Raw genomic sequence first — 23,300 nt, forward strand, 5'->3', positions numbered from 1 at the left:
AGAAGTTGGGGAAGCGCGGACCCTTTTCTCCCCCCGTTTACGAGCGGGGTGAGACGCGAAGCGTCGAACGCGCGAAGGGCCGAGGGGGGGGGATTGCACGAAACAAGCTCCCCCCTCCGCCTTCTTCGAAGGCACCTCCCCCGTAAACGGGGGAGGAAACCTGCTTGCGGAAGCTAAAACCGCCCTAGCTCTCGCCAAACTTCAACAGCTTGATGGCGTTGAAGTCCTGCACCCCGCCGCCGACGCGCTTGGTGGTGTAGAAGAGCACGTAGGGCTTGGCCGAATAGGGATCGCGCAGGATCTCGATGCCCTGGCGGTCGACCACCAGATAGCCGCGCTCGAAATCACCAAAGGCAATCGCGTACGCATTCGCGCCAATGTCGGGCATGTCCTCGGCCTCGGTCAGCGGATAGCCCATCAGGCTCGCGTCCTGACCGGCGTTTACCGCCGGCTGCCAGATATAATTGCCGTCCTGGTCCTTCAGCTTGCGGATGCGCGACACGCTCTGGCGGTTCATCACAAAGCGCGCGTTTGAGCGGTAGCCGGTAGCGGGCGCATAGATCAGATCGATCAGCGCATCGACCGGATCCTCATCGAAATCGCCCGCCGCGCCGGTGGCGACATAGCCGATCTCGCCCCAGCCTTGCGTGCCTTCCGGCTCCTTGTCATAGGCGAGGAAGCCGCGCGGCTGGTTGGTGCCATTGCCGGACACAAACGCCTTGCCCTCCTCGGCGGCGAACACGTCGCGCACCTCTTCGGCCAGCCACTGATCAATATCCACCAGCGCATCATCGAGGATCACCGGCGTGGCCGCCGGCATGGCGTAGAGCTCGGCCGTCGGGAACTCGACCAGCGTGATCTCCGGCGTCGCCGTCTGGTTACGCACGCCGGTCTCGGCAGACCAGCCGGCGACAGCGCCGCCCAGGCTGACGGGCTTCCTGAAGGTGTGGCTCGTGGTCTGGCGCACGGATGCAATCGCGCGGATCGGGGAGACGCTGGCCAGCAGGCGGTTGATCATCGCCTCGGTCTCCGGCGGGGCGACATAGCCGCCATCGCCCGGCGAGCCAGCCGAGAGGGCCTTGGCTTCGATCAGGGCAGAGGCATCGCCCCGGCGCACATAGGCGTTCCAGCCGGGATGGGCGGCGGACTTGCGCCCGATGGAGGGGCGCGTGGCGTCCACGCTCATGCGGTCCAGCGCCGCCTTCTGGCGGGTCAGGGCCGCATCAATGCGCGCCACTTTCTCCTCCAGCAGCACGTCAGAGGATTTGCGCTTCTCGATCTCGGAAAGGCGCTGGTCATTGGCGCTCTTGAAGCGCTCGAAAGCGGAGAGAAAATCGTGCAGCGCGGCGCGGGTCTGCGCATTGGGCGCACTCATTTTGGTTTCACGGGACATGGGGTTTCCTTCGTGTCGGTCAGGGATGTGAAAAGGGGGTGGGGATCAGGCCAGAACCGTGTCGAGAAAGGCTTCGACCGGTTCTGCGGCGGGCGCGGCAGGCGGCACGATGTCGAGGCGCGCGCCGTCGGCCATCGGGAAGGTGACGATGGAGATTTCCCAAAGATCCACTTCCGTCAGGATGCGGCCGCCGCCCGAGGGCCGGACGGTTTCGGACACGGCCCGGAAACCGATGGAGAGGCCATCGACCGCGCCTTCGCGGATCAGGGCGGCGGTGGCGGCGCTGCGCGGGGTGGTGCCGGTCAGATGGCCGCGCACGAACAGGCCGCGCTCATCCTCATAAATCTCGTCCCACACGCCGACGGGCTCTTCCGCGTCGTGCTGGAACAGCATGCGGATACCGCCCGCCCCGCGCGTGGCCAGGCTGTCGGCGAACGCGCCGCGGCGGATGATGTCGCCGGAATAGTCCTCAATATCGAACACGCTGGCATAGCCGGCGATCTCGAGCCTTTCGCCCGAGCCGTCATCTGCTGTCATCTGACAGCCTCCTTTTTGTTAGGGGGTCGCTTGAAAAATGAAACCCCGGACGCGAAGCGATCCGGGGGCGGGATTTGAGGGTTGGGTATCGGTCAATACCTCGTCATTCCGGCGAAAGCCGGAACCCAGCGGGCTCTGGAAAACTGGGTTCCAGATAGCGGCTTACGCCGCTTCTGGAATGACGAGTTGAAGGGCTTGGAAGAAGTGTGGACTTCACGGCGCGCAGCGCCGAAAAGCGCGAACGCGCGCCCGAGCTAATGCGAGGAGCGACGCGCGGAGGCGCGGAGCACAAAGAAAAGAGAAACTACTCCCCCGCCAGCCGCCTTTCGATGCGCTCCAGCGCGAGGCGGGTATAGGCGGAGTTTTCCTCCAGCCGGGCGATGCGCTCATAGACCGGGGCGGTCGCCTCCACGCGCAATTCCAGATGGCGGATGCGTTCAGAGGTCGCGCCGGCCCAGATCAGCCCGCCCGCGGTCTGCAGGGCCAGCGTGACGAGGACGCCAAGGGTTATCTGCCGGTCGATGCGCCAGCCAATGGGCCGTTCAGTCATCATCATCCTCCGTGTCTGCAAGCGATTTCAGGCCGAGCAGCTCGCGCTTCTCGCCATCGGTCAGGAACTCCGCCTCGCCAATGCGTTTCCAGCGGGCCAGACGCTCTTCAGAGAGGGCGGGCAGCGCATCCTCATCGGGGCGGATGTCAAACCCGCCCCCCAGCCAGGGGGAGAGCCAGCCATTGAGCGAGGCGCAGGTCTTCCTCGCCAGCGGCAATATGGTCTGGCGGTAGAAGGCGAGGTTCGCCTCGCGGTAATTGGCGTAGGTATTATCGCCCGGCAGACCCAGCATCATGGGCGGCACACCAAAGGCCAGAGCGATCTCGCGCGCGGCCTCGCGCCTTGCGGCAATGAAGTCCATCTCGGCTGGCGAGTGGCCCATCGGCTTCCACTCCAGCCCCCCTTCCAGCAGCAGAGGCCGCCCGGCATTGGCAGGGCCGGAATGCAGGGTTTCCAGCTCGTCTTTGAGGCGCTGATATTGCTGCTCGGTCAGGCGCGCGTCAGAGCCATCCTTCGATGTCACCACCAGCGCGCCGGAGGGGCGGGCGGCATTGTCCAGCAGGGCTTTCGCCCACGCCCCGCCCGCATTGTGGACATCCACCGCGCGGGCAGCGGCCTCCAGGGGCGGGGTGCCATAATGATCGTCCGACGGGTTGAAGAGTTTGAGATGCAGGACAGGGCTTTTGCCGCTCGCCCGGTCGCGCTCGATAAGGCGGCGATCAGCGCCATTGCGGTATTCCCAGGCATCCGCCCAGCCCTTCGGCCCCGGCACCACGCGCACCCGGTCCGGGCGCAGCACGAAGAGGGCGGACGGGCCGTCATAGCCTTCCGCGATCTCCAGATAGGCATTGCCCGCCACCTGCAGATGACCGTGAAACAGCTCCATAAGCTCCACGCCGGTCTGGTCCGGGTTGGGCTGGGTCAGCAGTGTTCTCACCGCATCCGCCGCCCTGCCCTGCCCCTCGATGCGCAGCGGCACCGCGGCGGCGGCCTCGGCGATCAGCCGGATACAGCGATGGGCGACGGCATTGCGCCCATAGCCCTCGCGCGACAGGGCCGCATAGTCACACGGGCTCCACGCAGGACGGGGAGACAGCGACAGCGCCACCAGCCTGCCCGCGCTCTTGCGCTGCAGTCCAAACCATTGTCGTAACATGGGTTTTTCTCTTTTTTGTTGCGTAGTTGGACGCATATCTCTTTCTCCCCCCGCCTGCGGGGGGAGTGCCCCTGCAAGGGGCGAGGGGGGGATTTGCAAAAGAAAAGTGTCCCCCCTCCGTCAGCTGCGCTGCCGTTCGTCGCTCCGCGCCTCACCCCGCCGTAAACGGGGGAGGAAACCGGGCCGTCTGGACGCCACTCCAACGGTTGAAACCCCGGATGCGAAGCGATCCGGGGCCTGGTGCCAATGCTGCCAGAGATCCCGGCTCTCGCCACCGCTCGGCCGGGAGTTCAGGAATGGGTATCGGTCAATACCTCGTCATTCCGGCGAAAGCCGGAACCCAGCCTGTTTATGATCTCTGGGTTCCGGGGCTCCCCCGGATCAAGTCCGGGGTTCGCCCGGAATGACGAGGGGAGAGGCATATTGCTTCCACCTTTGCCCACCCGGCGCGCAGCGCCAGCAAGAATGGATCCCCGGTCAAGCCGGGGAACCCGGTTTTGTTGATCTCTGACGTATCAACCGGGGTCCCCCGCCCCGACGGGGGACCCAGAAAACTCATATCCACCGAAGCCTCGGCTCAGCGCCGCTTCCCTTAAGCGCCGCAATCGCCCAGACGAGGGCGTCCACCCGGTCGGGGGAGCCGGTAAAGCCCGGCGCGCCAAAGGCGCACATCTGGTCTTCCAGCCCCGGCATCCGCGCGCCGTGCGCCACCCGGCCCATCGCATAGAGCGCGGCGACAGGTTCGGCCCGCGCGCGTTTGGCCCGGCTGGCATGGACGAGGCGCACCGGGAGCCCCGGCAGCGCGGCGGCGAGCACCGCGCGCACCATCTCCCCGCCCTGATTGCTCTCGGCGACGACGCTGTCGGCCTCATGCGCGGTGAAGGCTTTGGCGACCTGTTTGGCCCAGCCCTCAGGCCGGGCGCGCAGGGAATAATCGGCGATCACGCGGAACACCTGCCTCGCCCCCTGCCCCGCCGCACCGGCCACTACAATTCCGCATTCATCGCCCGTGGACCCGGCCGGCGGATCAACGGCGACGACAATCCTCTCCGCTTCCACCGCCTCGCGGGCGAGCGCGGCATCGATCATCTCGCGCGTCCACAGCGCGCCTTCAGGATCGTCGACCAGACGCCCTTCCAGCTCCTGCAGAGCCAGGCGCGACGCGCCATAATGCTCACGCAGCGCCTTGATGAAGCCCGGCGCCAGATGGGCGGCGTTCTCCTCGCTCGTCGCATGGGTCACGACCGTGCCGTGCGCCGCGATCAGGCGTTTGAGCGCCGGCAAGGGCCGGGGCGTCGTCGTCACCATCAGGCGCGGATCATCCCCCAGCCGCAAACCAAAGCGCAGCATGTCCAGCACGCCTTGCGGATAGCGCCAGGCGGCAAATTCATCGGCCCAGGCGGTGTCAAACTGCGGGCCTCTCAAGGCATCCGGGTCTTCGCCCGAAAACGTGTAGGCGACCGCGCCGGACGGCCAGACAAGGCGGCGGCGTGTCGCTTCCCAGACCGGGCGCTCCCTTCGCGGCCCCAGACTGCGCAGGCCGGACGGCCCGGCAATCATCACCTCGCGCACATCGCCATGCGTCGGGCCGACCAGCGCAATGCGCCCGGCCCCGCCCGCAATGCGCGCGCGTATCCATTCGGCCCCTGCGCGGGTTTTGCCGGCGCCGCGCCCGCCCAGAAATAGCCAGGCTTGCCAGTCTCCTTGCGGAGCCAGCTGGGCGGGGTGCGCCCAGCTTTGCCAGTCATCGAGAATGCGTTCGGCCTCACGGGCATCGATGGAGGCGATGAGCGCATCAATCCCGGCTGGCCGTCGCATCAAGGCGCGAAAGCCGCCGGCGAAGCTCTTCAAGGAGAGCCTCACGGGTGTGTGCATGTGCCTGCGCCTCGCTTGTCTCGGTTTTGCGGGCGATCTCGGCAAGCCGCGCCCAGTCATCAACGCTCATCGCGGCTTTCAAAAGCGCGCTGACCGCCCTTGCCCGCTTTTCCGCATCTGCCGTCTCGCCGCGCGCCAGCGCCGCTTCGGCGGCCTCCAGATGCGCTTCCAGGCGCACTTTGAGGCTGGCCGTCTTGCTGGCAGGCGAAACCCGTTCCACCCACCCCAGCCCGTCCTTGAGATATTGCAGGGTGATGCCTTCACGCAGGGCCAACCCTTCAAGGCTCATCCCTGCCCGGTGCGCCTCGCGGATCGCCAGCCAGTCGCGCCGGGGCGGTGCTCTCTTCTCGGATGTCTCGACCATGCCTGAAGTATGCCGCAAGACCGGCCCCGCCGGAGTGATTGGTGAGGGTTTGTTGCAAGCTTTTGAGGGTGTTGAGGGATTATTTTCGCGAGGTGGGGATTGGGGGGAAGTTATGCGCTCTTTTCCTGATGCTCCGCGCATCCGCGCGTCGCGCCTCGCATAGGCTCGGGCGGGCGGTCGCCCTTGCAGGCCGCGATGCGGCCTGAGTCCCCGGCTGGCCCGGAAGGGCGCAGGGAACGCCACCCCCTCGTCATTCCGGGGGAGCGGAGCGACACCCGGAACCCAGAGTTTTTGTTTCTATGCTGGGTTCCGGATAACGCCTCACGGCGTTTCCGGAATGACGAGTGGTGGGGTGGAGGACAAGAGAATGGGTCCCCCGTCGGGGCGCGGGACCCCGGTTGAGAGGTCAGTGGTAAAACTGGCCGGTCATTCGGGAAGGCAAACTCCGGGGTCCCCCGCCCCGACGGGGGACCCAGCCTTTTTTAAGAACCCTGAGGGTGTCATCACCGGCGCATACGGGCGCCCCTCCCTACCCCCTCACATAATCCTCGAAATCTTCCTCATCGACATCGCGCTCGGAGACCAGACTGCCTTTGACCGAGACACCCGCCTCAACGACGCTGTCCGCGCGCCCGGAAACCAGCGGGTGCCAGTCAAAGAGCGGTTTTCCTTCCGCGATCAGGCGATAGGCACACGTCTGCGGCATCCAGCTTAAAGCCGCCACATTGCCGGGGGTGAGTTTCACGCAAGACGGCACGCGCTCATGGCGGCTCGCGTAATCGGTGCAGCGCACGGTTTGCAGATCGAGCAGTTCGCAGCCAATGCAGGTGCGCAGCACCTCGCCATCGGGGTCGTCCTCATCAATGAGAGAGACCGTGCAGCACTGGCCGCAGCCATCGCACAGCGATTCCCATTCCGCCTCGCTCATCTGCGCCAGCGTCTTGGTCTTGTAAAAAGGGGCTTGGCGGGTCATCGCCCATAATTTAGCCGTGATCGTCTGGCTTTGAGAACACACCTTCCCCAGCGCCCGCCCGATGGAGGCTGATCATTACTTTCCGCGCCGACCAGCCGACGACCTTCAAGGAGCGCCTTGCCGCGTTTGGCGAAACCTTGCGCGCCCGCAAGCTGATGGTGATGGCGGGCATCGCCTCGCTGTTTCTGGCCGCCGGTGCCATCGTGGCGCATGCCGCATGGGAGTGGGCGTTCCACGATCTGCCGCCCGTGCCGGAAAGCGCAGAGGATCTGTGGCGCGTGCGCATGGAGTCGACCGTCACCCTGCTGGATTCTGACGGCGCGGTGCTGGCCATTCGCGGTCCGCTCTACGGCATGCCGGCACGGCTCGATGATCTGCCGCCGCACGTGGCGCAGGCATTCCTGTCCATCGAGGACCGGCGCTATTTTGAACATGACGGGGTGGACTGGCGCGGCACGGTGCGCGCCATGCTGGCCAATGTCCGTGCCGGGCGTACGGTTCAGGGCGGCTCCACCATCACCATGCAGCTGGTGAAGAACCTCATCCTGACGCCCGAACGCACAATCCGCAGGAAGATCCAGGAAATGCGCCTGGCCATGGCGCTGGAGCGGGTGCTGACCAAGGAAGAGATTCTCGAGCTTTATCTCAACCGCATCTATTTCGGCGAGCAGGCCTATGGCATCGAGGCGGCTGCGCGGCGCTATTTCAACAAGCCCGCCAGTGAGCTGACCGTGCAGGAGGCCGCGCTTCTGGCCGCGCTCCCCGCTGCGCCCTCGCGCCTTGCCCCGACAGATAATCTCGCCGAAGCCCAGGCGCGCGCCACCAATGTACTCATCGCCATGCGCGATGCGGGCTTCCTCTCCCCGATGGATTTCATCGTCGCCAACGCCACGCAGGCCGAACCGGTAGAGAGCGCTTTTCGCCCCGGCGGCGCGCTGCAATACGGCCATCTGTTTGACTATGCCGTCACCGAAGCCCAGCGCCTGCTCGGCCCGGACAATGACGTGCCCGATCTTGTCATCGAAACAACACTGGACACGCGCCTGCAGAACGCCGCGCAGGAGGTTGTCACCAACCGGCTGGAGCGCGACGGGCCGGGCGTGCGCGCGGGCGAAGCGGCCGCGGTGGTGCTGGCGGATGATGGCGCGGTGCGCGCCATGGTGGGCGGGCGCGATTATGTGTCCAGCCAGTTCAACCGGGCGATACAGGCCCGCCGCCAGCCGGGCTCTGCCTTCAAGCCCTTTGTCTATCTGGCTGCACTGGAGGCCGATTACTCGCCCTCCAGCGTCTTCAACGATACGCCCGTTACCTATGACAACTGGTCGCCGGTCAATTTCGGCGGCGGCAATCGCGGCCAGATGACGATGGAAGATGCGCTCAAACGCTCGGTCAACACGATCGCCGCGCAGGTGGGCATGCTGGTGGGGATTTCCGAAGTGGCCGAAATGGCGCGTCGCATGGGCATCTCCACGCCGCTCAACGAAGTGCCCTCGCTCTCGCTCGGCTCCAGCGAGGTCCGCGTGATCGACATGGCGGCAAGCTATCTCGTGATCGCCAATGATGGACGCCGGCTCGACCCGTATTTCGTCACCACCATCCGCACCACGCGCGGCGATGTGCTCTATGAGCGCCCGGAGGAAACCCGCACCCAGCAGGTGATCGCGCGCGGCCATGCCCGGGCCATGTCCACCATGCTGCAGGCCGTGGTGCTGGACGGGACAGGGCGGCGCGCCGCCGTCCCCGGCCACCGCGTGGCGGGCAAGACCGGCACCAGCCAGAACAGCCGCGATGCCTGGTTTGTCGGCTATAGCGCGCAATACGCCGCCGCCGTCTGGACCGGCAATGATGACGATAGCGCGATGGCAAACGTAACCGGCGGTGGCCTGCCCGCTGACATATGGCGCGAGATCATGGTCGCCGCCCATGAAGGGGAACGGGCACAGCCCCTCGCCGCCCCTGCCCCGCGCGTGCGTTCCGAGCGCGAGGAGCGCCTCGTCGCCTTCTATTCAGGGCTGTCAGCCGATTTCGACCGCGTGCTCTCTGGTGGACGGCTTAATTGAGGCTGTCCCGGAACGCGCCGGGCAGTTCATCCATGAACAGGCGCACTGCCGGGATCAGCCCTCTGCGCGAGGGAAACACCACATGCGCCAGCCCGCCCGGCAGCTCGTAATCGGGCAGTAGCGCGGTCAGCCGCCCGGCCTCGATGTCATCATGCACAAGCAGGCGCGGCAACGCCGCCAGCCCGATGCCTGCCAGCGCCGCCTGACGCAAAGCCTCCATATCGTCGGTCACAAGGCGCGGCGTGTGGCGCACACGATGGACCGCGCCGTCCGGTGCCGTCAGGGCAATCACGTGCTCGCCCGACCGGCTGGTCATGCTCAGCGTGTCAAAACGGCCAATATCTTCGGGCGTGGCCGGAATGCCGAGCCGCGCGGCCAGATCAGGGCTGGCCACCAGCGCGCCGCGATGCGTGGCCAGCTGGCGCAGGATCAGCCCGGAATCCTCCAGAGGAGGCGGGCGCACCCGGATCGCCATGTCAAAGCCTTCCTCAATCACATCGACCCGGCGATTGGTGGATTCCAGGCGCACCTGCACCTTGGGATAGCGCGCCATGAAATTGGCGATCAGCGGGGCCAGCACCTTCTCCACGATCAGAACCGGGCAGCTGACCCGGATCGTGCCTTGCGGCTCGGAGCGGGTCGCGGCCATCGCGTCTTCTGCCGCCTGTGCCTGTGCGATCATCGCCGCGCAATGCCGGTAGAAGAGCTGACCGGCCTCTGTCACCGCAAACTGCCGCGTGGAGCGGTGGATCAGCGTGACGCCGAGGCGCTCCTCCAGCTGCGCGACCTTGCGGCTGAGGCGCGATTTCGGCACCGCAATGGCCCGGCCCGCAGCGGCAAACCCGCCATGCTCCACCACTTGCGCGAACAGGTAGAGCTCGTTCAGGTCGGGCAGGTTTATTGTTCCACTCATGGAACGCACAGTGACATTTATAGCGCCTACTGGCAACGCCGTTCCATGAATAGGTTTCTGCAAACGCCGGATCGTCCGGCTGGACGGAGGCTGACATGACACTTCTTCACATCGACTCTTCAATCCTGGGCGAAGCATCGGCTTCCCGCCAGATTGGCGCTGACCTCGTGGCTGCGCTCGCGGACACCAATCCGGATCTGGGCATTGTTTACCGCGATCTGGCCGCCGCCCCGCCCGCCCATATGGACGGGTCCGTGCTGCAGGCCGTGCGCGGTGACATAGCCGGGCTGAACGACGCCCAGCGCGCCGAGCGCGTCTATAACGATACGCTGGTCGAGGAGTTTCTCGCCGCCGGCATCGTGGTGATGGGCGCACCCATGTACAATTTCTCGGTCCCGACCCAGCTGAAAGCCTGGCTCGACCGGCTGGCCGTTCCCGGCAAGACCTTCCGCTACACCGAGACAGGCCCGATCGGTCTGGCTGGCGGCAAGACGGTCTATGTCGTCTCCTCGCGCGGCGGCAAGCTGGCGGGCAGCGCGGCCGAAGCCGCCATGGACCATCAGGAAGCCTATCTGAAGACCATGCTGGGCTTTTTCGGCATCACGGATGTGCGCATCGTGCGGGCCGAGGGTCTTGCCATGGGCGAGGACGCGCGTGACGCCGGCTTGCATGCCGCAGCCAGCGATATTGTGAAACTGATCGGCCGCAAGGCCGCGTAAACCGCTTACCCGGCGCTCCCTAGGGCCTATCCTCATCCTCGCCGGGCGCTTTCCGGGCGGGCTTTGCCTGCCCGGAAAGCATCAGCGTTTTCAGCTCGGCGATCTCGCCGCGCAGGGCCGTCACCTCCTCCCGCAGCAAAGAGCGCTCGTCGGTCGCCTTGTTCTGGCGATCAGTTTCCTCGTCGAAATGTTTCGCCTGCAGCGAGTCCACGATGACCGCGATGAACATATTCAGGACGGCAAAGCTGGTCAGGATGATGAAGGGCACGAAAAAGGCCCAGGCCAGCGGATGCTCGGAGATGACCGGCCGCGCCACGCCCATCGACCAGCTCTCCAGCGTCATCACCTGAAACAGGGTGAAGGCCGCCGCCCCCAGATCACCGAAAAACTCAGGATGCGTGCCGGAAAAGAGCTTCGAGCTCATCACCGCGCCGACATAGAAGATCAGGCCCAGCACCATCATGATCGAGCCCATGCCGGGGATCGCCTTGGCCAGCGCCATGACAACGCGGCGCATTTCCGGCACGACCGAGAACAGGCGGAACAGGCGCAGGACGCGCAGCGCCCGCAGCACCGCAAACGGCCCCGCCGCCGGGATGAGCGAGATCGTCACCACGATCAGGTCAAACCAGTTCCAGCCCGAACGGAAGAAGCTGACACGATAGACAAACAGCTTGAGCAGGATCTCCGCAGCGAAGATGTAGACGATCACCTTGTCGGCAATCAGGAACGCCCCGGCCACATCGGGCGGCAGGGCATAGGTTTCCAGCCCCAGCAGCACCGCGTTGACGAGGATCAGCGCGGTAATGCCGTTACGGAACAATGCGCTCTCGACAAAGCTCTCCAGCCGTGATTGCAGACCGGCCTTTTCGCCATCCATCGCGCGCGCTCCCTTCATGCTTGGCAGGCTGTCTGGTTAGCCTTTAGCGGGGGGCGTGTGCAATGGGGGTGGTGTTCTATGATCCCTCGTCATTCCGGCGAAAGCCGGAACCCAGCATTTTTTTAGTTCCGCAACGCATCCGCGTTGCGATGTTCCGCGAAAAGTCGCGGGCGCGCAGTCGCGCTTGCGGCGGCCGTTGGCCGCCGGCGGGGTTTCGCAAAACACCACAGAAACCCTTCCTTCATCGCTTGTGCGCCAAATCAGCGTCATGATCCTCGCGCTCCTCATCGCCAGCCTGTCCCTGCCCCATGGATTGCCAGCGGGCGCGATCCTGCATGGCGAGGAAAGGCGCGGCGCAGTGCTGGTGCGCCTTGAGGGCGCGCCCGCGCTGAGCTGGCAGGCCTGCGCCTCGGCGTGCGGGTATCACGAAGCCTGTCAGGCCTGGACGCATAATGCGTATCAGAACCGCTGTACGCTGCATGCAGCCCCGCTCACTCCGCGTCCCTTTCCCGGCGCGGTGACGGGCCTCTCGCCTTCGCTTGCGGCGCGCATTGAGCGCTCCAGTGAAAGGCCTCCGAGCGCGCGCGAGCGCGAGGCGCTGGACGGCGGGCTGTCAGCCCCGCCTGCCGCCATCAGCCCGGTGCCTGAAAGCGCCCAAAGCCAGCTATTTCCTGAACGTTAAGCCTGACCGGCGATTAACCGTTCGCAGGACGGCAAAGAACGCCGCGGGAACCGGGCGTTTACCCTCAGCCCCTAACCTGCAGCGAGAACCGTATTCAGGGGTGGTGGGAATTCATGGATATTGAGAGCAAGCTTCACCATCTGACCGGACTGGCGCGCGAGAAATCGTCCGAGCGCCGCCGCGCGCTTCTGCGTGAAGTCACCGACCTGTTCTTTGAAGACACGCCAAAAAACGGCACCGGCGCGCACCAGCAGTTTGACGCGGTGCTGTCCACGCTAGCCGCCCAGACCGCGCAGGATGCCCGCGCAGAGCTGGCGCGCCGCTTTGCCGATGCGCCAATGGCCCCGCGCGGCCTCGTCATGCAGCTGGCCCGCGACGCCATCGAGGTGGCCGCGCCCATTCTCGCCCAGTCCGGCGTGCTGACCGAAGACGACCTGATCGCCATCGCCACCGAGGCCGGCGAGGAGCATCGCCGGGCCATGGCCACGCGTGAGGCGGTGCCCGAACGCCTCAGCGACGCCATCGTCGCCAATGGCGATGATGAAACGCTGGCGCGCCTGGTCGCCAATGATGGCGCACGCCTGTCGCGCGGCGCCTTCGAGACCGTTACCCGCCGCGCGGAGACCAGCCCCGTTCTGCAGGCGCCCATCGTCAACCGGGCCGACACGCCCGCCGACCTTCTGGGCGATCTGATGAGCGTGGTGGAAACCTCTCTGCGCGACCGGATCATGAAGCGTTTCGAAACGCTGGACCCGGCCATTGCCGAAGCCGCCCTTGCCGCTTCGCATGCCCGGCTGGAAGCGCGCATCGCCAGTGACAAGGCCATTGCCGACGCCCGCAAATTCGTCACCACACGGCGCATGCGCAAGGAGCTGGACGGCTCATTGCTGGTGCGCCTGCTGCGTGAGGGTGAGCGGGTGAAATGCTGTGTGGCGCTGTCCGAGCTTGCTGATGTCGATTACTCGGCCGCACAGCGCGCGCTCGACCATCGCAGCCCTGACGGGCTGGCTCTGGTCTGCAAGGCGGCCGGCTTTGACAAGGCCCTGTTCGTCACGCTGGCCATATTGCGCGGGCAGACCAGCACCAATCTTTCTGCTGACGCACAGGTGCTTGGCGCGCTCTACACCAGCCTGTCGAAGGAAGACGCCGAACGCGCCATGCGCTTCTGGCGCATGCGCAAGGACATGCAGGCGGCCTAGAACTTCGCGCCAAGTCCAGCCGATTTCAAAATCGCATTGGCTGTATGACGGCTTTTCGTGTTTCGCGGGACCAGCACCCATTTGCCTTGGGGTGACTCCCACTTCTCATGGCTACCCTTGCCGGCCGCTATCTGACGAAACCCGGCACGTTTCAGCTCAGTGATGACATCGCGGTAATAGCCCTGCCCCATCCCGCTTCACGCGCAAAGCGGCTCGGCTTCCGAAGGCCGCTGCCAAACAATGCCCGGAATGAGATCGGCGAGCGTCAGATTGGCCGCACCGGTCTGGTTGAGAATGTGGTTTTGCAGCGCCAGCTCACGGGCGTGCTCATGGATCAGCCGCTCGAACTCGTCGAGCGTTTCAGCCTCTATATGCAGCCCTTCTATATCGCTTTCGCAGACGAAGACTTTGGCTTCCTCATCCCATAGCGCCTTGACATAAAAGGTCTTCTGCATTGGCTTTCCCTCCGGGACAGCACTCCACGGCTTTGCGCCGTACTTTAGCAGGGTTTGTATCCTCAACCTACCGCGAATTGGCCTGCGCGCACCCTACTCCTCACCATCCCTGTGCTTTGGGTGGCGCTTGTAGATCGTGCCCCTGCCCTTTTTCGCCGGCATGGCGCCGGCTTTTCGCGAGCGGCGGGCCAGGCCGCGCGCGACCGGGTTGGGCTTTGGCGTGCGTCCCTTTTTCGGACTCAATCGCTATCGCCTTCCTCTCCGCGCGTGAGCGTTTCAGGGGCTGCCTTCGCATCCGGGTTGGCGTCCGGGTCAGTCTTGCGCCCATGTGCGCTGACCTTGGGCGGCACAAACACCTCCACCCCGTCATCCATATAGACGCTGGTGGACGGGAAGGCGAAAGCGGTCCCGGCCCCTTCCACAATGTCTTTCAGGGCCAGCGCCAACTCTTCCTTGAGCGCCAGCCATTCGCCCCAGTTTGTCGTGTGCGTGAAGCAGTAGAGCAGATAGTCGATGGAGGACGGGCCGAAACTGTCCACCCGCATGAAGGTCGCAACCTCCGGCGGCTTGGCAAAGCCCGGATGATTATCCAGCCATTCCAGCGTCTTGTCGCGGATATACTGAAGCTGCTCCTTGGTGGTCTTGTATTCCACGCCCACCATCCAGCGTATGCGCCGATGGGTCATGCGCGAGAAGTTCGTCACCGCCCTGTCCGACAGGAAGGAATTGGGCACATAGACCGGCGAACGGTCAAAGCGGCGTACCAGCGTAGAGCGGAAATTGATCTGTTCGACCGTACCTTCAACGACGCCGTCGACCAGAATCCACTCACCCGGCAGGAAGCGCTTCTCGGTCAGCACCAGCAGGCCGGAAATGAGGTTCTTGAACAGATCCTGCGCGCCAAGACCGACGGCCACGCCAAACAGGCCAAGGCCGGCCACAATCGGCGCCACCGGAATGCCCCAGAGCTGCAGCACCGCGCCGGCACCGACCACCACGAACAGTATGCGCAGTGTCTTGGCCAGCCAGTCCACCAGCACAGGGCCCAGCGCGCGCTGCAGCGGCCGCAAGAGATAGGAGATCGGCGTCACCACATTGTGCAGCGCCCAGAAGATCGCGATCACGATCAGCGTGCGCACCAGGTTGAGGCCCGGCCCCTCTCCGTCAGGCTGATCGAGGCCGACGATGAGCACGGCGATATAGACACCGATAATGATCGGAATCATGCGGATCGGCCCGGAAAGCGCCCGCACCACCTTCTCGTCCATCTGGGTGGTGGTTTTCTGGGCATGGGCCAGCAGGAATTTCGTGATGGCCCAGCCGACAAGTCCCCGCACGGCAAACGCCAGCGCGACCACCAGCAGGCCAACCAGCGCCTGGCCGACATTCAGGCCCAGAAAGCTCGTGGTCCAGACATCGACCACAATGGCCCACAAATCGTTCATCGTTTCCATTAAGCGCGGCGCTCCTTGGCCCGGTGGAACTCTATATCGGGCCATTTCTCCTGAATGTAGGACACCTCCCAGGCGTTCTTGGCCATGAAGACCAGCGCGCCATCAATGTCCTCGGCTATCGCCGTTTTATGCCGGTCGATCAGCGCTTCCAGCTTGTCGCGCTCACCCGTGATCCAGCGCGCGGTCTCGTAAGGGCTTGGCTCGAAAGTGACGTCCAGATTGTATTCAGCCGCTACCCGCTCTGCCATCACGTCGATCTGCAGCGCACCGACCGCGCCGACCACGAAATCGCCGCCCACCTGCAGACGGAAAAGCTGGGTGACGCCCTCTTCAGCCAGGCTTTCCAGCGCTTTTTTCAGGTGCTTGGCTTTCAACGGATCCTTCAGCCGGGCGCGGCGCAGCAGCTCCGGCGCGAAATTGGGGATGCCCGCCACGCGCCATTTGCCACTTTCCGACAGCGTATCGCCCACACGCAAAGCGCCATGGTTGGGCACACCGATCACGTCACCGGCAAAGGCCTCGTCGGCCAGCTCCCGGTCCTGGGCAAAGAACATGATCGGGCTGGAAACGGTGAGCAGCTTGCCGCTATCGGTTTTCAGCTTCATGCCGCGCTTGAACGTGCCGGAGCACAGACGCATGAAGGCCACGCGGTCGCGATGGTTCGGGTCCATATTGGCCTGCACCTTGAACACGAAGCCGGCCACTTCCTTGCCGTCGGGCGTCAGCTCCGGTGCCGGGCCGCCGGTCGCCGGCTGGGCTTCAGGCCCCGGCGCCACCTGTTTGAGGGCTTCGAGCAGCTCGAACACGCCGAACTGGCGCAGGGCCGAGCCGAAATAGACCGGCGTCATGTGCCCTTCGCGATAGCTCTGCGGGTTGAAGGCGGGGCAGACCTCGCGCGCCAGTTCGGCGCCCTCGCGCAGCTCGGCCAGCTCGGCTTCGCTCAGGATCGAGCTGATCTCGTTGCCTGACAGGGACACGCGCTGGCTCCTGACCGGGTCGGCGTCATCGGCAGACGGGCGGCGATAGACGACAAACTCGTCACGCTCCAGATCGGCCACACCCTTGAACCGGTTGCCCGAACCGGACGGCCACTGCATGGGCGCAGCGTCCAGTGCCAGCTTGTCCTGGATGTCATCAAGCAATTCGGACGGATCCATCGCCTCACGATCCATCTTGTTGATGAAGGTGAGGATGGGAATGTCACGCAGGCGGCACACCTCGACCAGCTTCAGCGTGCGCGGCTCCACGCCCTTGGCCGCGTCCAGCACCATGATCGCGCTGTCGGCGGCCGTGAGGGTGCGGTAGGTGTCTTCAGAGAAGTCTTCGTGGCCCGGCGTATCGAGCAGGTTGAACAATAGCCCGCCATACTCATAGGTCATCACCGAGGCGGAGACCGAAATCCCGCGCTCGCGCTCGATCTTCATCCAGTCAGACTGGGTACGCCGGTTCTCCCCCCGCGCCTTGACCTGCCCGGCCAGACGGATTGCACCCGCGCTGAGGAGGATGTTCTCGGTCAGCGTGGTTTTACCGGCGTCCGGGTGGGAGATGATGGCAAAGGTACGCCGCCGCGCCCATTCGGGCGACACGCTTGTGGGGGAGGTCATGGCCGGTCCTGGCTAACGAAACAGTTTCGCGCCCGGACCTAGCAATCGCTCATCACGCGCGCAAGCGCGGCGGGGCGTGCAGCCACACCGCATCATTGGCCGCGCGGGCGCTGAGCATGTCCATTTCCTGCAAGCCTTTCAGCTGTGTCAGGACCATCAGGCCGACAGAGGCAACGCGCACCTGAACGTCCTCCGGGCCACGTGCCGTGTTCGGCCTGACGGCGAGCAAGGCGTTCGCCTCATCGCTCTTCCAGCCGATCAGGGCCGCCAGAAAGCGCGCCTTTTCCGGCGCATTGCGCGCCAGCAGCGGATCTTCGTAAATCGCCTCGCGGACCAGCCTGACCGCCTTGCCGAGCGTCATGGCGCGCAGCTCATGCTCGGGCACGGGACTGACTGCCGTCAGCGCGGCGCGTTCAGGATCTCCCAGAGAAAACACGACATCATTGAACAGGAACAGCACGCTACCTGACCCCACTACCGATACGGTATGCCCGCGCCACCCGGCTGCGCTGTCGTGTGCAGCGCCTGCCCCCGGGCCGGCAAACCGTGTGAAAAATCCTCGATGGCTTCAGTCTGACTTATCCGCGTTAAAACTGCGTCACCGGCGCGTTGAGAAATAAGCAGTGTTACCGAATAGTTAACGGCTACTCCTCAACCCGTTCCATAAGGAAATGACGCCCTTCGCGATCAATGATTTCGACCGCCCATATATCCGGATCATCCTCACGGCGGCGGGCGATATAGGAATCGGCACGGGCCTCCTCCATGGGCAGGGCGCCCAGAGGCTGCGACCAGACGCGCTCACCCTCCATGTCGCGTACCGGCACAAACAGGCGTGCCAGCCGGTCTGCGCCGACCAGCTTTACCAGCACCACGCCGGCATCAGCATCGCCCTTGTGCAGCGCGTAGAAGGACGCGCCCTCACGCTCCGCACGCCACCGCAGGGCATCCACCCAGATCCATGTGCTGAGCTCAGGCATGATTCTCCCTTGCTGGCCGGACAATTGCTTAATAATGTGTAAATCGAGGGGAGCGTTTCATGACGATACAGGCACGTTGGTGGGGTGTCATGTGTATGGCCGCAGCGATGGCGGTGGCCATGACCTGTATGGTCAATCCGTCTGCTGCGGCGATTCCGGACGCCGAGGCCAGCGCCACATCCACTACCGCTCCCGCGCCCGGCCGTATCGCCCGCTCCGAGGAACGCACGCTCGCCAGTCTGACCGCAGACAGCCAGCCAGCCTACCGCCTAGACCGGAACACCCGCGAACTGCGCATCCCCTTCACCCTGGCGCCCGGCTCCGTTCCCGAAAGCGTGGAGCTTGTCCTCTCGGCGCGGCCCGCCTCCGCGCGGTCCGGCGGCCGTCTTGAGGCCCTGCTGGCCGGTTCGCGCACCATATCACTCACCCCGCGCGCGGACAGTTTCGAGGCGCGCTTCTCGCTCTATTCGGACAGCCTTCGGGCTGGCGACAACATGCTGGTGATCCGCTTTGATGCCGGTGATGCTGACGGGTGGCGCATTGATATGCGCGCGAGCCGCCTGCGGGTGACGGCCCTGCCATCAGCCGGGCATGAGACACTGGAAACGCTGGAAAGAGCGATGGCGGCACACTTCGCTGCGCCGCGCCGCGTGTTCATCCAGGCCAATGGATCAGGGCGCGAGCAGCTGGCCGTGGAGGCTCTGATCGCGCAAGGGCTCGCCCTGCGCATGGGGCAGGCGCCGGTTCTGGTCGAGCGCCCGGAGGCAGCGGAAATCGTTGTACGCGCTGCCACAGACCCGCTGTCTCCCAACGCCTCCATCGCCCTTGCAGACCCCTACACCATCCGCCTGGCGGGCGCGGAGACCACGACGGTCGCCGCAGCGGCGCGCCTGTTTGCCGCGCGCAGCTTTGCCGGGACACAGACACGGATGACTCCGGCCGATGCGCTGTCAGCGCCGCGCCTTTCCCATGCCTCGTCCGGCACCCCGTCGCGGCTGGACAATCTGCAGGCGCTGGCCGAATCCGGCATTCCCTTCGCACGGGAAAATGGCGGGCGGGCCGCGATCATTCTGGCCGGAAACAGCACTGCCGAACGGCTCGGCGCCCTCAGCCTGCTCTCGCGCGCCTCACTCGTTTCCGGGTCAGCCTGGCTCTACGCCTGGTATGGCAGTGATGCCAGTCTGGCGCCCGCCGACCATGACCTGTTCCTGATGGGACCGATTGGCGCGATTGATCCGCGCCTCGTCAGCGCGGCGCCCGCCGAAGTGCGCGCAGCCACCCAGGCGGCGAACCGGCGCGTGCCGCGCGAGCGCCGCTCCTACGGGTCCACCGCCTTCGCCGATGAAGGCAGCCCTGTCGCCGGAGCCGTTACCGGCGTTGCCGCGCTTTACCGCGATGCAGGCGGGCGCACGATCGTGCTGCTGACCGCGCCTGAAGGCGCAGACTTCTCGCGCGCCGCCCGCCGGCTGGCCCATTCCGATCTCTGGCGTGAACTGCAGGGCCGCGCCGTCCTGTGGGATGCCGGGTCAGTCACCGCCTTCGGCCCGACCGCGCGCAGCGATCACGCCCTTGGCGAACAAATGGTCGAGCTGTTCCGCCGCCATGACAGGCTGCTCGCCCTGATCGCCTTCGCGCTGGCTGTGCTTTTGCTGTTCGCGGGCAATGCCGTAAACCGGAGATCAACCCGGAGCGTGTAATACACGCGCTCATGATAGGTCTCGTTCTTGCCTCCAGCCTTGCACTGACCGCTTCGGGCGATGATGCGCGTGCCGAAACCGCTGCGCGTCTGGCACGGCTGGTTGAGGTCGCCGCCATTGACGAGGCGTGCGCCATGCTGCCTCCCGCAGAGCGCGCCATTCTCGACCGGGAGATTGCCAGCGTCCGCCACCAGGCCGAAGCCGGCGGCATGTCATCAGCCACCTGGTCATCCGGCTCGGAGCGGATTCGCCGCCGCTGGGCCAGCCCCGACTGCAGCGCGTCTGCGGCCCAGCAGACCGTCTTGCGCTACCGGCAGGCATTAAGCGGCTGGCTGATGGGCGGCGAGCGCAGCTTTGAGGGCCAGAGGCGCGTCTGGACAGCCCGCGCGGCGCAAGACGAACACAGCCACTGGGCGCTCGCCCAGGAGGCCGTCCATGGCGGCATCTCCGCGCGCTTCGGCTCCGTCATCATCGGTGAGGATGCGTTGGTCCTGCTGTCCTTGCGCGCCCCGCGCCAGCCGGCCAGCGCCGTGCTGGTCCTGCGTGATGTGCAACTGGCACCGCGCCCTGTCGATTTCACATCCGGCGGGCGCCGCCAGCCGCCGGGCGGCGAACCGCTGGCCGGTCTGGGGGCCCTGTCCTCTGGCCAGCGCCGTATCTGGTCCAGCGGTGTCCTGCGGGATGGCGGGCGCTTCGCCCCCGATGGTGACGGCGTAACGGCGAGCTTCACCTTTCCCGGTGATACGCTGGAGCAGATGATGGCGCTGGAAGCGGCCGAGGCCGCCCGCGTGGACCTCTACGATGCCTCTGGCGCGCGGATGGGCCGTATCTGGATAGAGATCGGCGCCCTGCGTCAGGCCCGCAATTACGCGCTGGCCGCCAACCCATCACCCTTGGAATAGGCCGATCAGCTGGCAGCGGCCTGCTGGACGATGGCCTCACCAGCCGCCTGTGCCAGGCGGATCTGTTCGTGGACGGCGGGCGTTTCCGGGTCGCTCTTGAGAATGCCGTCATCGCTGGCAGACACCACGGGAAGCGAAACCGTGACCGTGGTGCCCTCACCCAGCCGGCTCTGCAGGCTCATCGTTCCGCCATGCAGACCTGCCAGCGCATGCACCAGCGCCAGGCCCAGCCCTGAGCCGCGTTCATCGCTCTGGTGCGCGTTTGCGGCCTGTGCATAGGCATGGCCCAGCCGGCTGACCTCGGCCTCGCTCATGCCCGGCCCGCTATCACCGACCGCCAGCACCAGCTCGGCTCCGCTGGCGCGCAGCATCACGACGACAGCCCCGCCATCGGGCGTGAACTTGATGGCATTGGACAACAGGTTGAGCACGATCTGGCGCAGCGCCTTGCGGTCGGCGTGAACCGTGAGTTCGCTTTCGCGCAGATCGCAGCTCAGGCGGATATTCTTGTCCTCGGCGCGCAGGCGCATCATCCGCACGCACGTCTCGACGACCTCGCCCGCATCGAACGTCTCGCGCAGCAGCTCGTAGCGGTCCGCCTCGATCTTCGACATATCGAGAACATCACCGATCAGATCGAGCAGATGCACGCCGCTTTCATGGATGAGGTCGGCATATTCGGCATAGCGCGCCGGCATCGGGCCGAACAGGCGCTGCTTCATCAGGTCTGAAAAGCCGATAATGGCATTGAGCGGCGTACGCAGCTCATGGCTGATCGCCGCCAGGAACTCTGACTTGGCCTTGCTGGCGGCAACGGCCTCGTCGCGCTCGCGCGCCAGCCGGTCCAGAATCTTGTCCTCACGCTGCGGCACCGACAGGGCGACGACAAAGCCCTCTCCGGCCCGGTGCGCGCGCGCCTCCAGCGTTACCGGGCGGCCATTATCGCCGCGCATCTGTGTGACGATGGACCCGCTCGCCTTGTGCAGCTGGTGCTCCAGCATGTCGCGCCCCTCGTCTTCATAGGCAAGGTGCGACACCGGCAGGCCCGCCACATCGCGCGGCAGGCCGGGCATGAGGGAACGCGCCGCAAGCGACGCGGCTTGCATCCGCCCGTCCGCATCGCACACGATCAGGGCGGACGGCGCATGCACAAACCCGTCTGCCAGCGGCTGCACCCCGGCATTTTGCCGGTCCAGCCGGGTGAGTGCGGGCAGCAGGCCAGCCAGGGCCACCAGCACGCCAAGCCCCAGATAGGCGGCCAAACCCAGCTCAAGCGGGAAAGGCAGGCCCGAGGCAGCGGGCTGCACCACACCGGCATAGAACATGATGAACAGGGAGGCGGAATTGACCAGCAGGCTGACCAGCGCGCCGCCATATTGCCGGCTGGCCGCCAGCGCTGCACCACCGGCCAGCGCCGCAAACGGCGTCAGCCAAGCCGGCCCGCCAGGAAGCGCGGCCAGCGCCAGCACCGGCACCACCCAGCTGATGACGATGAAGGCACGTGCGGCATCGCTCCAGCCGTCCGCGCGCGCCAGACGCAGGCCCACCAGTCCGGGAAGGGCCGTGGCAGCCAGCAGGGCGGCGGTTTCAAGGGGCGAACCCAGCATCAGCGCCGACACTGCGGCGCACAGCCAGAGCGCTGCCCAGAGCGCATGAATCCAGCGGGCCCGGGTACGGGCTATCCATCTGCCAAGCCTTGTTGCCAGGGTGATCATGCGGCCCTTGAGATTCCGACTCACTAACATCGTTGATGACCGCAAGCTCTGCCTGCGGCGTTAACAATTATTGAATCCCGCTTAACGCCTGTGATCGCTGCGTGCGCCCTTGGACAACGGCAAATTTCACGGCAAAGTAGATCCACTCAAGCTGTCTGGAGCGTTACCGGCCATGATCACACCTCTGCTGGCCATTCTTTCTGTGTCCCTGCTGCATACTGGCGTTCAGGAAGTTGCTGAAAACGCTGATGAAAGCGCAGTCCCGAATCCGGTTCTCGTGCTGGAATCCGCGCCCCAGACCTCGGCCCTGCGCCTTCATGCCGACACCTATGCCGCGTATCACTCGGATGTCAGCGAGGCGGGCGCCCGCGAATTGACCTCTGTCATGGCGCTCGACGAGACAATGGACTCGCTGGCCGCCTATTACACCGATGACCGGCTTGTGGACGCGCAGATCGCCTATGCCGCCCTCGTCGCCGCGCAGCATCCCGAATTTATCGACTCGGTGCGCGCCATCGCTGACTATTACGGTTCCGGCATAACGGCCGCCAGCCTCATGAACGATCCGGTTTTTGTGACCGGCTTCATGGGCGCTGACACCGCCTCTGACAATGTGGTCGGCGCGCTGACCACCGATACACGCACGATGAACATCGTGGCCGACCGCTACCGCGAGGCGGCCTACGATCTGCAGAGCCAGACCTGGGCGCGCACGCGCGCTCAAGACCGCCGCACCCGGCTGGAGCAGATCGAAAGCGGCTCGGTCCGCCTGCAGACGCCGTTCCGCATGGCGGAAAATGGTAATGGCCGCCGTCTCGGCGCCGCCTCTGACCTGTTTGGCGCATCGGCCAATGCGCCCCGCCCGGAAGCCCCGGTACCCGGTCTGGCGCTGACCGTGGGTGAGACCCAGCTTCAGCCCGATGAGCGCCGCGTGGGCCGCATCCTTGCGGTGGCGGCGCTTCAGTCCATCGAGTCCGGCGACATGCGGGCGATGGATGCGCTGCTGGCCGATCCGGCCGTGGGCCGCTGCATCGTCTCGGCGCGGCTGAACCTCGCCCAGTGCGTCGCCGCTGGTCACTTCAAGTATGAAGACGCTTTTTGCATCGCTGAACACGCGCTTCAGGAAGTGGCTGTCTGCCTGACGACAACGCGCGCGCCAGTGGCCGAGTAGCGGCAGTGTTAATGCTCTGAA

The 23,300-nt window shown here is 65.4% G+C and carries 24 protein-coding genes; 7 read left to right on the forward strand and 17 right to left on the reverse strand.

Going from position 1 to position 23,300, the window contains the following annotated elements; genetic code table 11:
• Nucleotides 1-184: 184 nt before the first annotated feature.
• The 7 genes from X907_RS10245 to X907_RS10275 all read right to left on the reverse strand — a co-directional run bounded on the left by X907_RS10245 (nt 185) and on the right by X907_RS10275 (nt 6,848).
• On the reverse strand, nt 185-1,393 hold the full coding sequence (locus X907_RS10245) for a phage major capsid protein (protein ID WP_127567671.1): 1,209 nt from the start codon (nt 1,391-1,393) through the stop codon (nt 185-187).
• A gap of 45 nt (nt 1,394-1,438) precedes the next feature.
• On the reverse strand, nt 1,439-1,930 hold the full coding sequence (locus X907_RS10250) for an HK97 family phage prohead protease (protein ID WP_127567672.1): 492 nt from the start codon (nt 1,928-1,930) through the stop codon (nt 1,439-1,441).
• 304 nt (nt 1,931-2,234) lie between these two features.
• Complete coding sequence (locus X907_RS10255) at nt 2,235-2,480, reverse strand: hypothetical protein (RefSeq protein WP_127567674.1); 246 nt, start codon at nt 2,478-2,480, stop codon at nt 2,235-2,237.
• The gene (locus X907_RS10260) at nt 2,473-3,636 is read right to left on the reverse strand and encodes a phage portal protein (RefSeq protein ID WP_127567676.1); all 1,164 of its coding nucleotides are present in this window, start codon (nt 3,634-3,636) and stop codon (nt 2,473-2,475) included. Before X907_RS10260 ends, X907_RS10255 begins: the two co-directional genes overlap by 8 nt.
• A 555-nt stretch (nt 3,637-4,191) precedes the next feature.
• Nucleotides 4,192-5,454, reverse strand: coding sequence for a DNA-packaging protein (locus X907_RS10265; RefSeq protein WP_233352583.1), 1,263 nt, complete (start codon nt 5,452-5,454; stop codon nt 4,192-4,194).
• Nucleotides 5,432-5,875, reverse strand: coding sequence for a hypothetical protein (locus X907_RS10270; protein ID WP_127567680.1), 444 nt, complete (start codon nt 5,873-5,875; stop codon nt 5,432-5,434). The genes X907_RS10265 and X907_RS10270 overlap by 23 nt, the downstream gene beginning before the upstream one ends.
• A gap of 529 nt (nt 5,876-6,404) precedes the next feature.
• On the reverse strand, nt 6,405-6,848 hold the full coding sequence (locus tag X907_RS10275; RefSeq protein WP_127567682.1) for a YcgN family cysteine cluster protein: 444 nt from the start codon (nt 6,846-6,848) through the stop codon (nt 6,405-6,407).
• 137 nt (nt 6,849-6,985) lie between these two features.
• Between X907_RS10275 and X907_RS10280 the strand changes: the two genes are divergently transcribed.
• Entirely contained in the window at nt 6,986-8,908 is a 1,923-nt protein-coding gene (locus X907_RS10280) for a transglycosylase domain-containing protein (RefSeq protein ID WP_233352308.1), read from the forward strand.
• Here X907_RS10280 and X907_RS10285 read toward each other — a convergent pair.
• Nucleotides 8,901-9,821 carry a LysR substrate-binding domain-containing protein gene (locus X907_RS10285; protein WP_127567684.1) on the reverse strand — a complete coding sequence of 307 codons (921 nt, stop codon included), beginning with the start codon at nt 9,819-9,821 and terminating at the stop codon, nt 8,901-8,903. The two genes, X907_RS10280 and X907_RS10285, sit on opposite strands and share 8 nt — an antisense overlap.
• 95 nt (nt 9,822-9,916) lie before the next feature.
• Between X907_RS10285 and X907_RS10290 the strand changes: the two genes are divergently transcribed.
• The gene (locus tag X907_RS10290; protein ID WP_127567686.1) at nt 9,917-10,540 is read left to right on the forward strand and encodes an FMN-dependent NADH-azoreductase; all 624 of its coding nucleotides are present in this window, start codon (nt 9,917-9,919) and stop codon (nt 10,538-10,540) included.
• Nucleotides 10,541-10,559: 19 nt separating this feature from the next.
• Here the strand turns inward: X907_RS10290 and X907_RS10295 are convergent, their stop codons facing one another.
• The gene (locus X907_RS10295) at nt 10,560-11,420 is read right to left on the reverse strand and encodes an ion transporter (RefSeq protein WP_127567688.1); all 861 of its coding nucleotides are present in this window, start codon (nt 11,418-11,420) and stop codon (nt 10,560-10,562) included.
• A 268-nt stretch (nt 11,421-11,688) separates the two neighbouring features.
• Between X907_RS10295 and X907_RS10300 the strand changes: the two genes are divergently transcribed.
• Nucleotides 11,689-12,102, forward strand: a complete 414-nt coding sequence (locus X907_RS10300) for a PAN/Apple domain-containing protein (RefSeq protein ID WP_127567690.1) — start codon at nt 11,689-11,691, stop codon at nt 12,100-12,102.
• 113 nt (nt 12,103-12,215) lie between these two features.
• Complete coding sequence (locus X907_RS10305; protein ID WP_127567692.1) at nt 12,216-13,301, forward strand: DUF2336 domain-containing protein; 1,086 nt, start codon at nt 12,216-12,218, stop codon at nt 13,299-13,301.
• On the opposite strand, the gene X907_RS14785 is transcribed toward X907_RS10305, so the two are convergent.
• The 7 genes from X907_RS14785 to X907_RS10335 form a co-directional block, all read right to left on the reverse strand.
• A complete protein-coding gene (locus tag X907_RS14785; RefSeq protein WP_127567694.1) occupies nt 13,298-13,492 on the reverse strand; it encodes a type II toxin-antitoxin system HicA family toxin in 195 nt (64 codons plus the stop codon). The genes X907_RS10305 and X907_RS14785 overlap by 4 nt on opposite strands.
• 6 nt (nt 13,493-13,498) lie before the next feature.
• Complete coding sequence (locus tag X907_RS10315; protein WP_127567696.1) at nt 13,499-13,756, reverse strand: DUF1902 domain-containing protein; 258 nt, start codon at nt 13,754-13,756, stop codon at nt 13,499-13,501.
• 93 nt (nt 13,757-13,849) lie between these two features.
• Entirely contained in the window at nt 13,850-13,999 is a 150-nt protein-coding gene (locus X907_RS14450) for a hypothetical protein (protein ID WP_170175526.1), read from the reverse strand.
• On the reverse strand, nt 13,996-15,210 hold the full coding sequence (locus X907_RS10320) for a mechanosensitive ion channel family protein (RefSeq protein WP_127567698.1): 1,215 nt from the start codon (nt 15,208-15,210) through the stop codon (nt 13,996-13,998). Before X907_RS10320 ends, X907_RS14450 begins: the two co-directional genes overlap by 4 nt.
• The gene (locus X907_RS10325) at nt 15,210-16,814 is read right to left on the reverse strand and encodes a peptide chain release factor 3 (RefSeq protein WP_127567700.1); all 1,605 of its coding nucleotides are present in this window, start codon (nt 16,812-16,814) and stop codon (nt 15,210-15,212) included. The genes X907_RS10320 and X907_RS10325 overlap by 1 nt, the downstream gene beginning before the upstream one ends.
• Before the next feature lie 52 nt (nt 16,815-16,866).
• Nucleotides 16,867-17,274 carry a hypothetical protein gene (locus tag X907_RS10330; protein ID WP_127567702.1) on the reverse strand — a complete coding sequence of 136 codons (408 nt, stop codon included), beginning with the start codon at nt 17,272-17,274 and terminating at the stop codon, nt 16,867-16,869.
• Between the two features lie 184 nt (nt 17,275-17,458).
• Nucleotides 17,459-17,794, reverse strand: coding sequence for a DUF1491 family protein (locus X907_RS10335; RefSeq protein ID WP_127567704.1), 336 nt, complete (start codon nt 17,792-17,794; stop codon nt 17,459-17,461).
• 59 nt (nt 17,795-17,853) lie between these two features.
• Between X907_RS10335 and X907_RS10340 the strand changes: the two genes are divergently transcribed.
• Together X907_RS10340 and X907_RS10345 are read left to right on the forward strand one after the other, a co-directional pair.
• On the forward strand, nt 17,854-19,491 hold the full coding sequence (locus X907_RS10340; protein ID WP_127567706.1) for a hypothetical protein: 1,638 nt from the start codon (nt 17,854-17,856) through the stop codon (nt 19,489-19,491).
• Nucleotides 19,492-19,502: 11 nt separating this feature from the next.
• Entirely contained in the window at nt 19,503-20,393 is an 891-nt protein-coding gene (locus X907_RS10345) for a hypothetical protein (RefSeq protein WP_127567708.1), read from the forward strand.
• 5 nt (nt 20,394-20,398) lie between these two features.
• On the opposite strand, the gene X907_RS10350 is transcribed toward X907_RS10345, so the two are convergent.
• Nucleotides 20,399-22,108 carry a sensor histidine kinase gene (locus X907_RS10350; protein ID WP_170175527.1) on the reverse strand — a complete coding sequence of 570 codons (1,710 nt, stop codon included), beginning with the start codon at nt 22,106-22,108 and terminating at the stop codon, nt 20,399-20,401.
• Nucleotides 22,109-22,280: 172 nt separating this feature from the next.
• Between X907_RS10350 and X907_RS10355 the strand changes: the two genes are divergently transcribed.
• Nucleotides 22,281-23,279 carry a hypothetical protein gene (locus X907_RS10355; RefSeq protein WP_127567712.1) on the forward strand — a complete coding sequence of 333 codons (999 nt, stop codon included), beginning with the start codon at nt 22,281-22,283 and terminating at the stop codon, nt 23,277-23,279.
• Nucleotides 23,280-23,300: the final 21 nt, after the last annotated feature.

Source organism: Glycocaulis alkaliphilus (genome assembly GCF_004000605.1).
In the GTDB taxonomy this organism is placed as follows: Bacteria; Pseudomonadota; Alphaproteobacteria; order Caulobacterales; family Maricaulaceae; genus Glycocaulis; species Glycocaulis alkaliphilus.

Coding starts and splice junctions, on each gene's coding strand:
- X907_RS10345 (WP_127567708.1), top strand. CDS start 19,503: ATGATAGGTCTCGTTCTTGCCTCCAGCCTTGCACTGACCGCTTCGGGC.
- X907_RS10350 (WP_170175527.1), bottom strand. CDS start 22,108: ATGATCACCCTGGCAACAAGGCTTGGCAGATGGATAGCCCGTACCCGG.
- X907_RS10335 (WP_127567704.1), bottom strand. CDS start 17,794: ATGCCTGAGCTCAGCACATGGATCTGGGTGGATGCCCTGCGGTGGCGT.
- X907_RS10250 (WP_127567672.1), bottom strand. CDS start 1,930: ATGACAGCAGATGACGGCTCGGGCGAAAGGCTCGAGATCGCCGGCTAT.
- X907_RS14785 (WP_127567694.1), bottom strand. CDS start 13,492: ATGGGGCAGGGCTATTACCGCGATGTCATCACTGAGCTGAAACGTGCC.
- X907_RS10315 (WP_127567696.1), bottom strand. CDS start 13,756: ATGCAGAAGACCTTTTATGTCAAGGCGCTATGGGATGAGGAAGCCAAA.
- X907_RS10325 (WP_127567700.1), bottom strand. CDS start 16,814: ATGACCTCCCCCACAAGCGTGTCGCCCGAATGGGCGCGGCGGCGTACC.
- X907_RS10265 (WP_233352583.1), bottom strand. CDS start 5,454: ATGCGACGGCCAGCCGGGATTGATGCGCTCATCGCCTCCATCGATGCC.
- X907_RS10340 (WP_127567706.1), top strand. CDS start 17,854: ATGACGATACAGGCACGTTGGTGGGGTGTCATGTGTATGGCCGCAGCG.
- X907_RS10275 (WP_127567682.1), bottom strand. CDS start 6,848: ATGACCCGCCAAGCCCCTTTTTACAAGACCAAGACGCTGGCGCAGATG.
- X907_RS10270 (WP_127567680.1), bottom strand. CDS start 5,875: ATGGTCGAGACATCCGAGAAGAGAGCACCGCCCCGGCGCGACTGGCTG.
- X907_RS10305 (WP_127567692.1), top strand. CDS start 12,216: ATGGATATTGAGAGCAAGCTTCACCATCTGACCGGACTGGCGCGCGAG.
- X907_RS10290 (WP_127567686.1), top strand. CDS start 9,917: ATGACACTTCTTCACATCGACTCTTCAATCCTGGGCGAAGCATCGGCT.
- X907_RS10245 (WP_127567671.1), bottom strand. CDS start 1,393: ATGTCCCGTGAAACCAAAATGAGTGCGCCCAATGCGCAGACCCGCGCC.
- X907_RS10255 (WP_127567674.1), bottom strand. CDS start 2,480: ATGACTGAACGGCCCATTGGCTGGCGCATCGACCGGCAGATAACCCTT.
- X907_RS10300 (WP_127567690.1), top strand. CDS start 11,689: ATGATCCTCGCGCTCCTCATCGCCAGCCTGTCCCTGCCCCATGGATTG.
- X907_RS10320 (WP_127567698.1), bottom strand. CDS start 15,210: ATGGAAACGATGAACGATTTGTGGGCCATTGTGGTCGATGTCTGGACC.
- X907_RS10285 (WP_127567684.1), bottom strand. CDS start 9,821: ATGAGTGGAACAATAAACCTGCCCGACCTGAACGAGCTCTACCTGTTC.
- X907_RS10260 (WP_127567676.1), bottom strand. CDS start 3,636: ATGTTACGACAATGGTTTGGACTGCAGCGCAAGAGCGCGGGCAGGCTG.
- X907_RS10295 (WP_127567688.1), bottom strand. CDS start 11,420: ATGGATGGCGAAAAGGCCGGTCTGCAATCACGGCTGGAGAGCTTTGTC.
- X907_RS10355 (WP_127567712.1), top strand. CDS start 22,281: ATGATCACACCTCTGCTGGCCATTCTTTCTGTGTCCCTGCTGCATACT.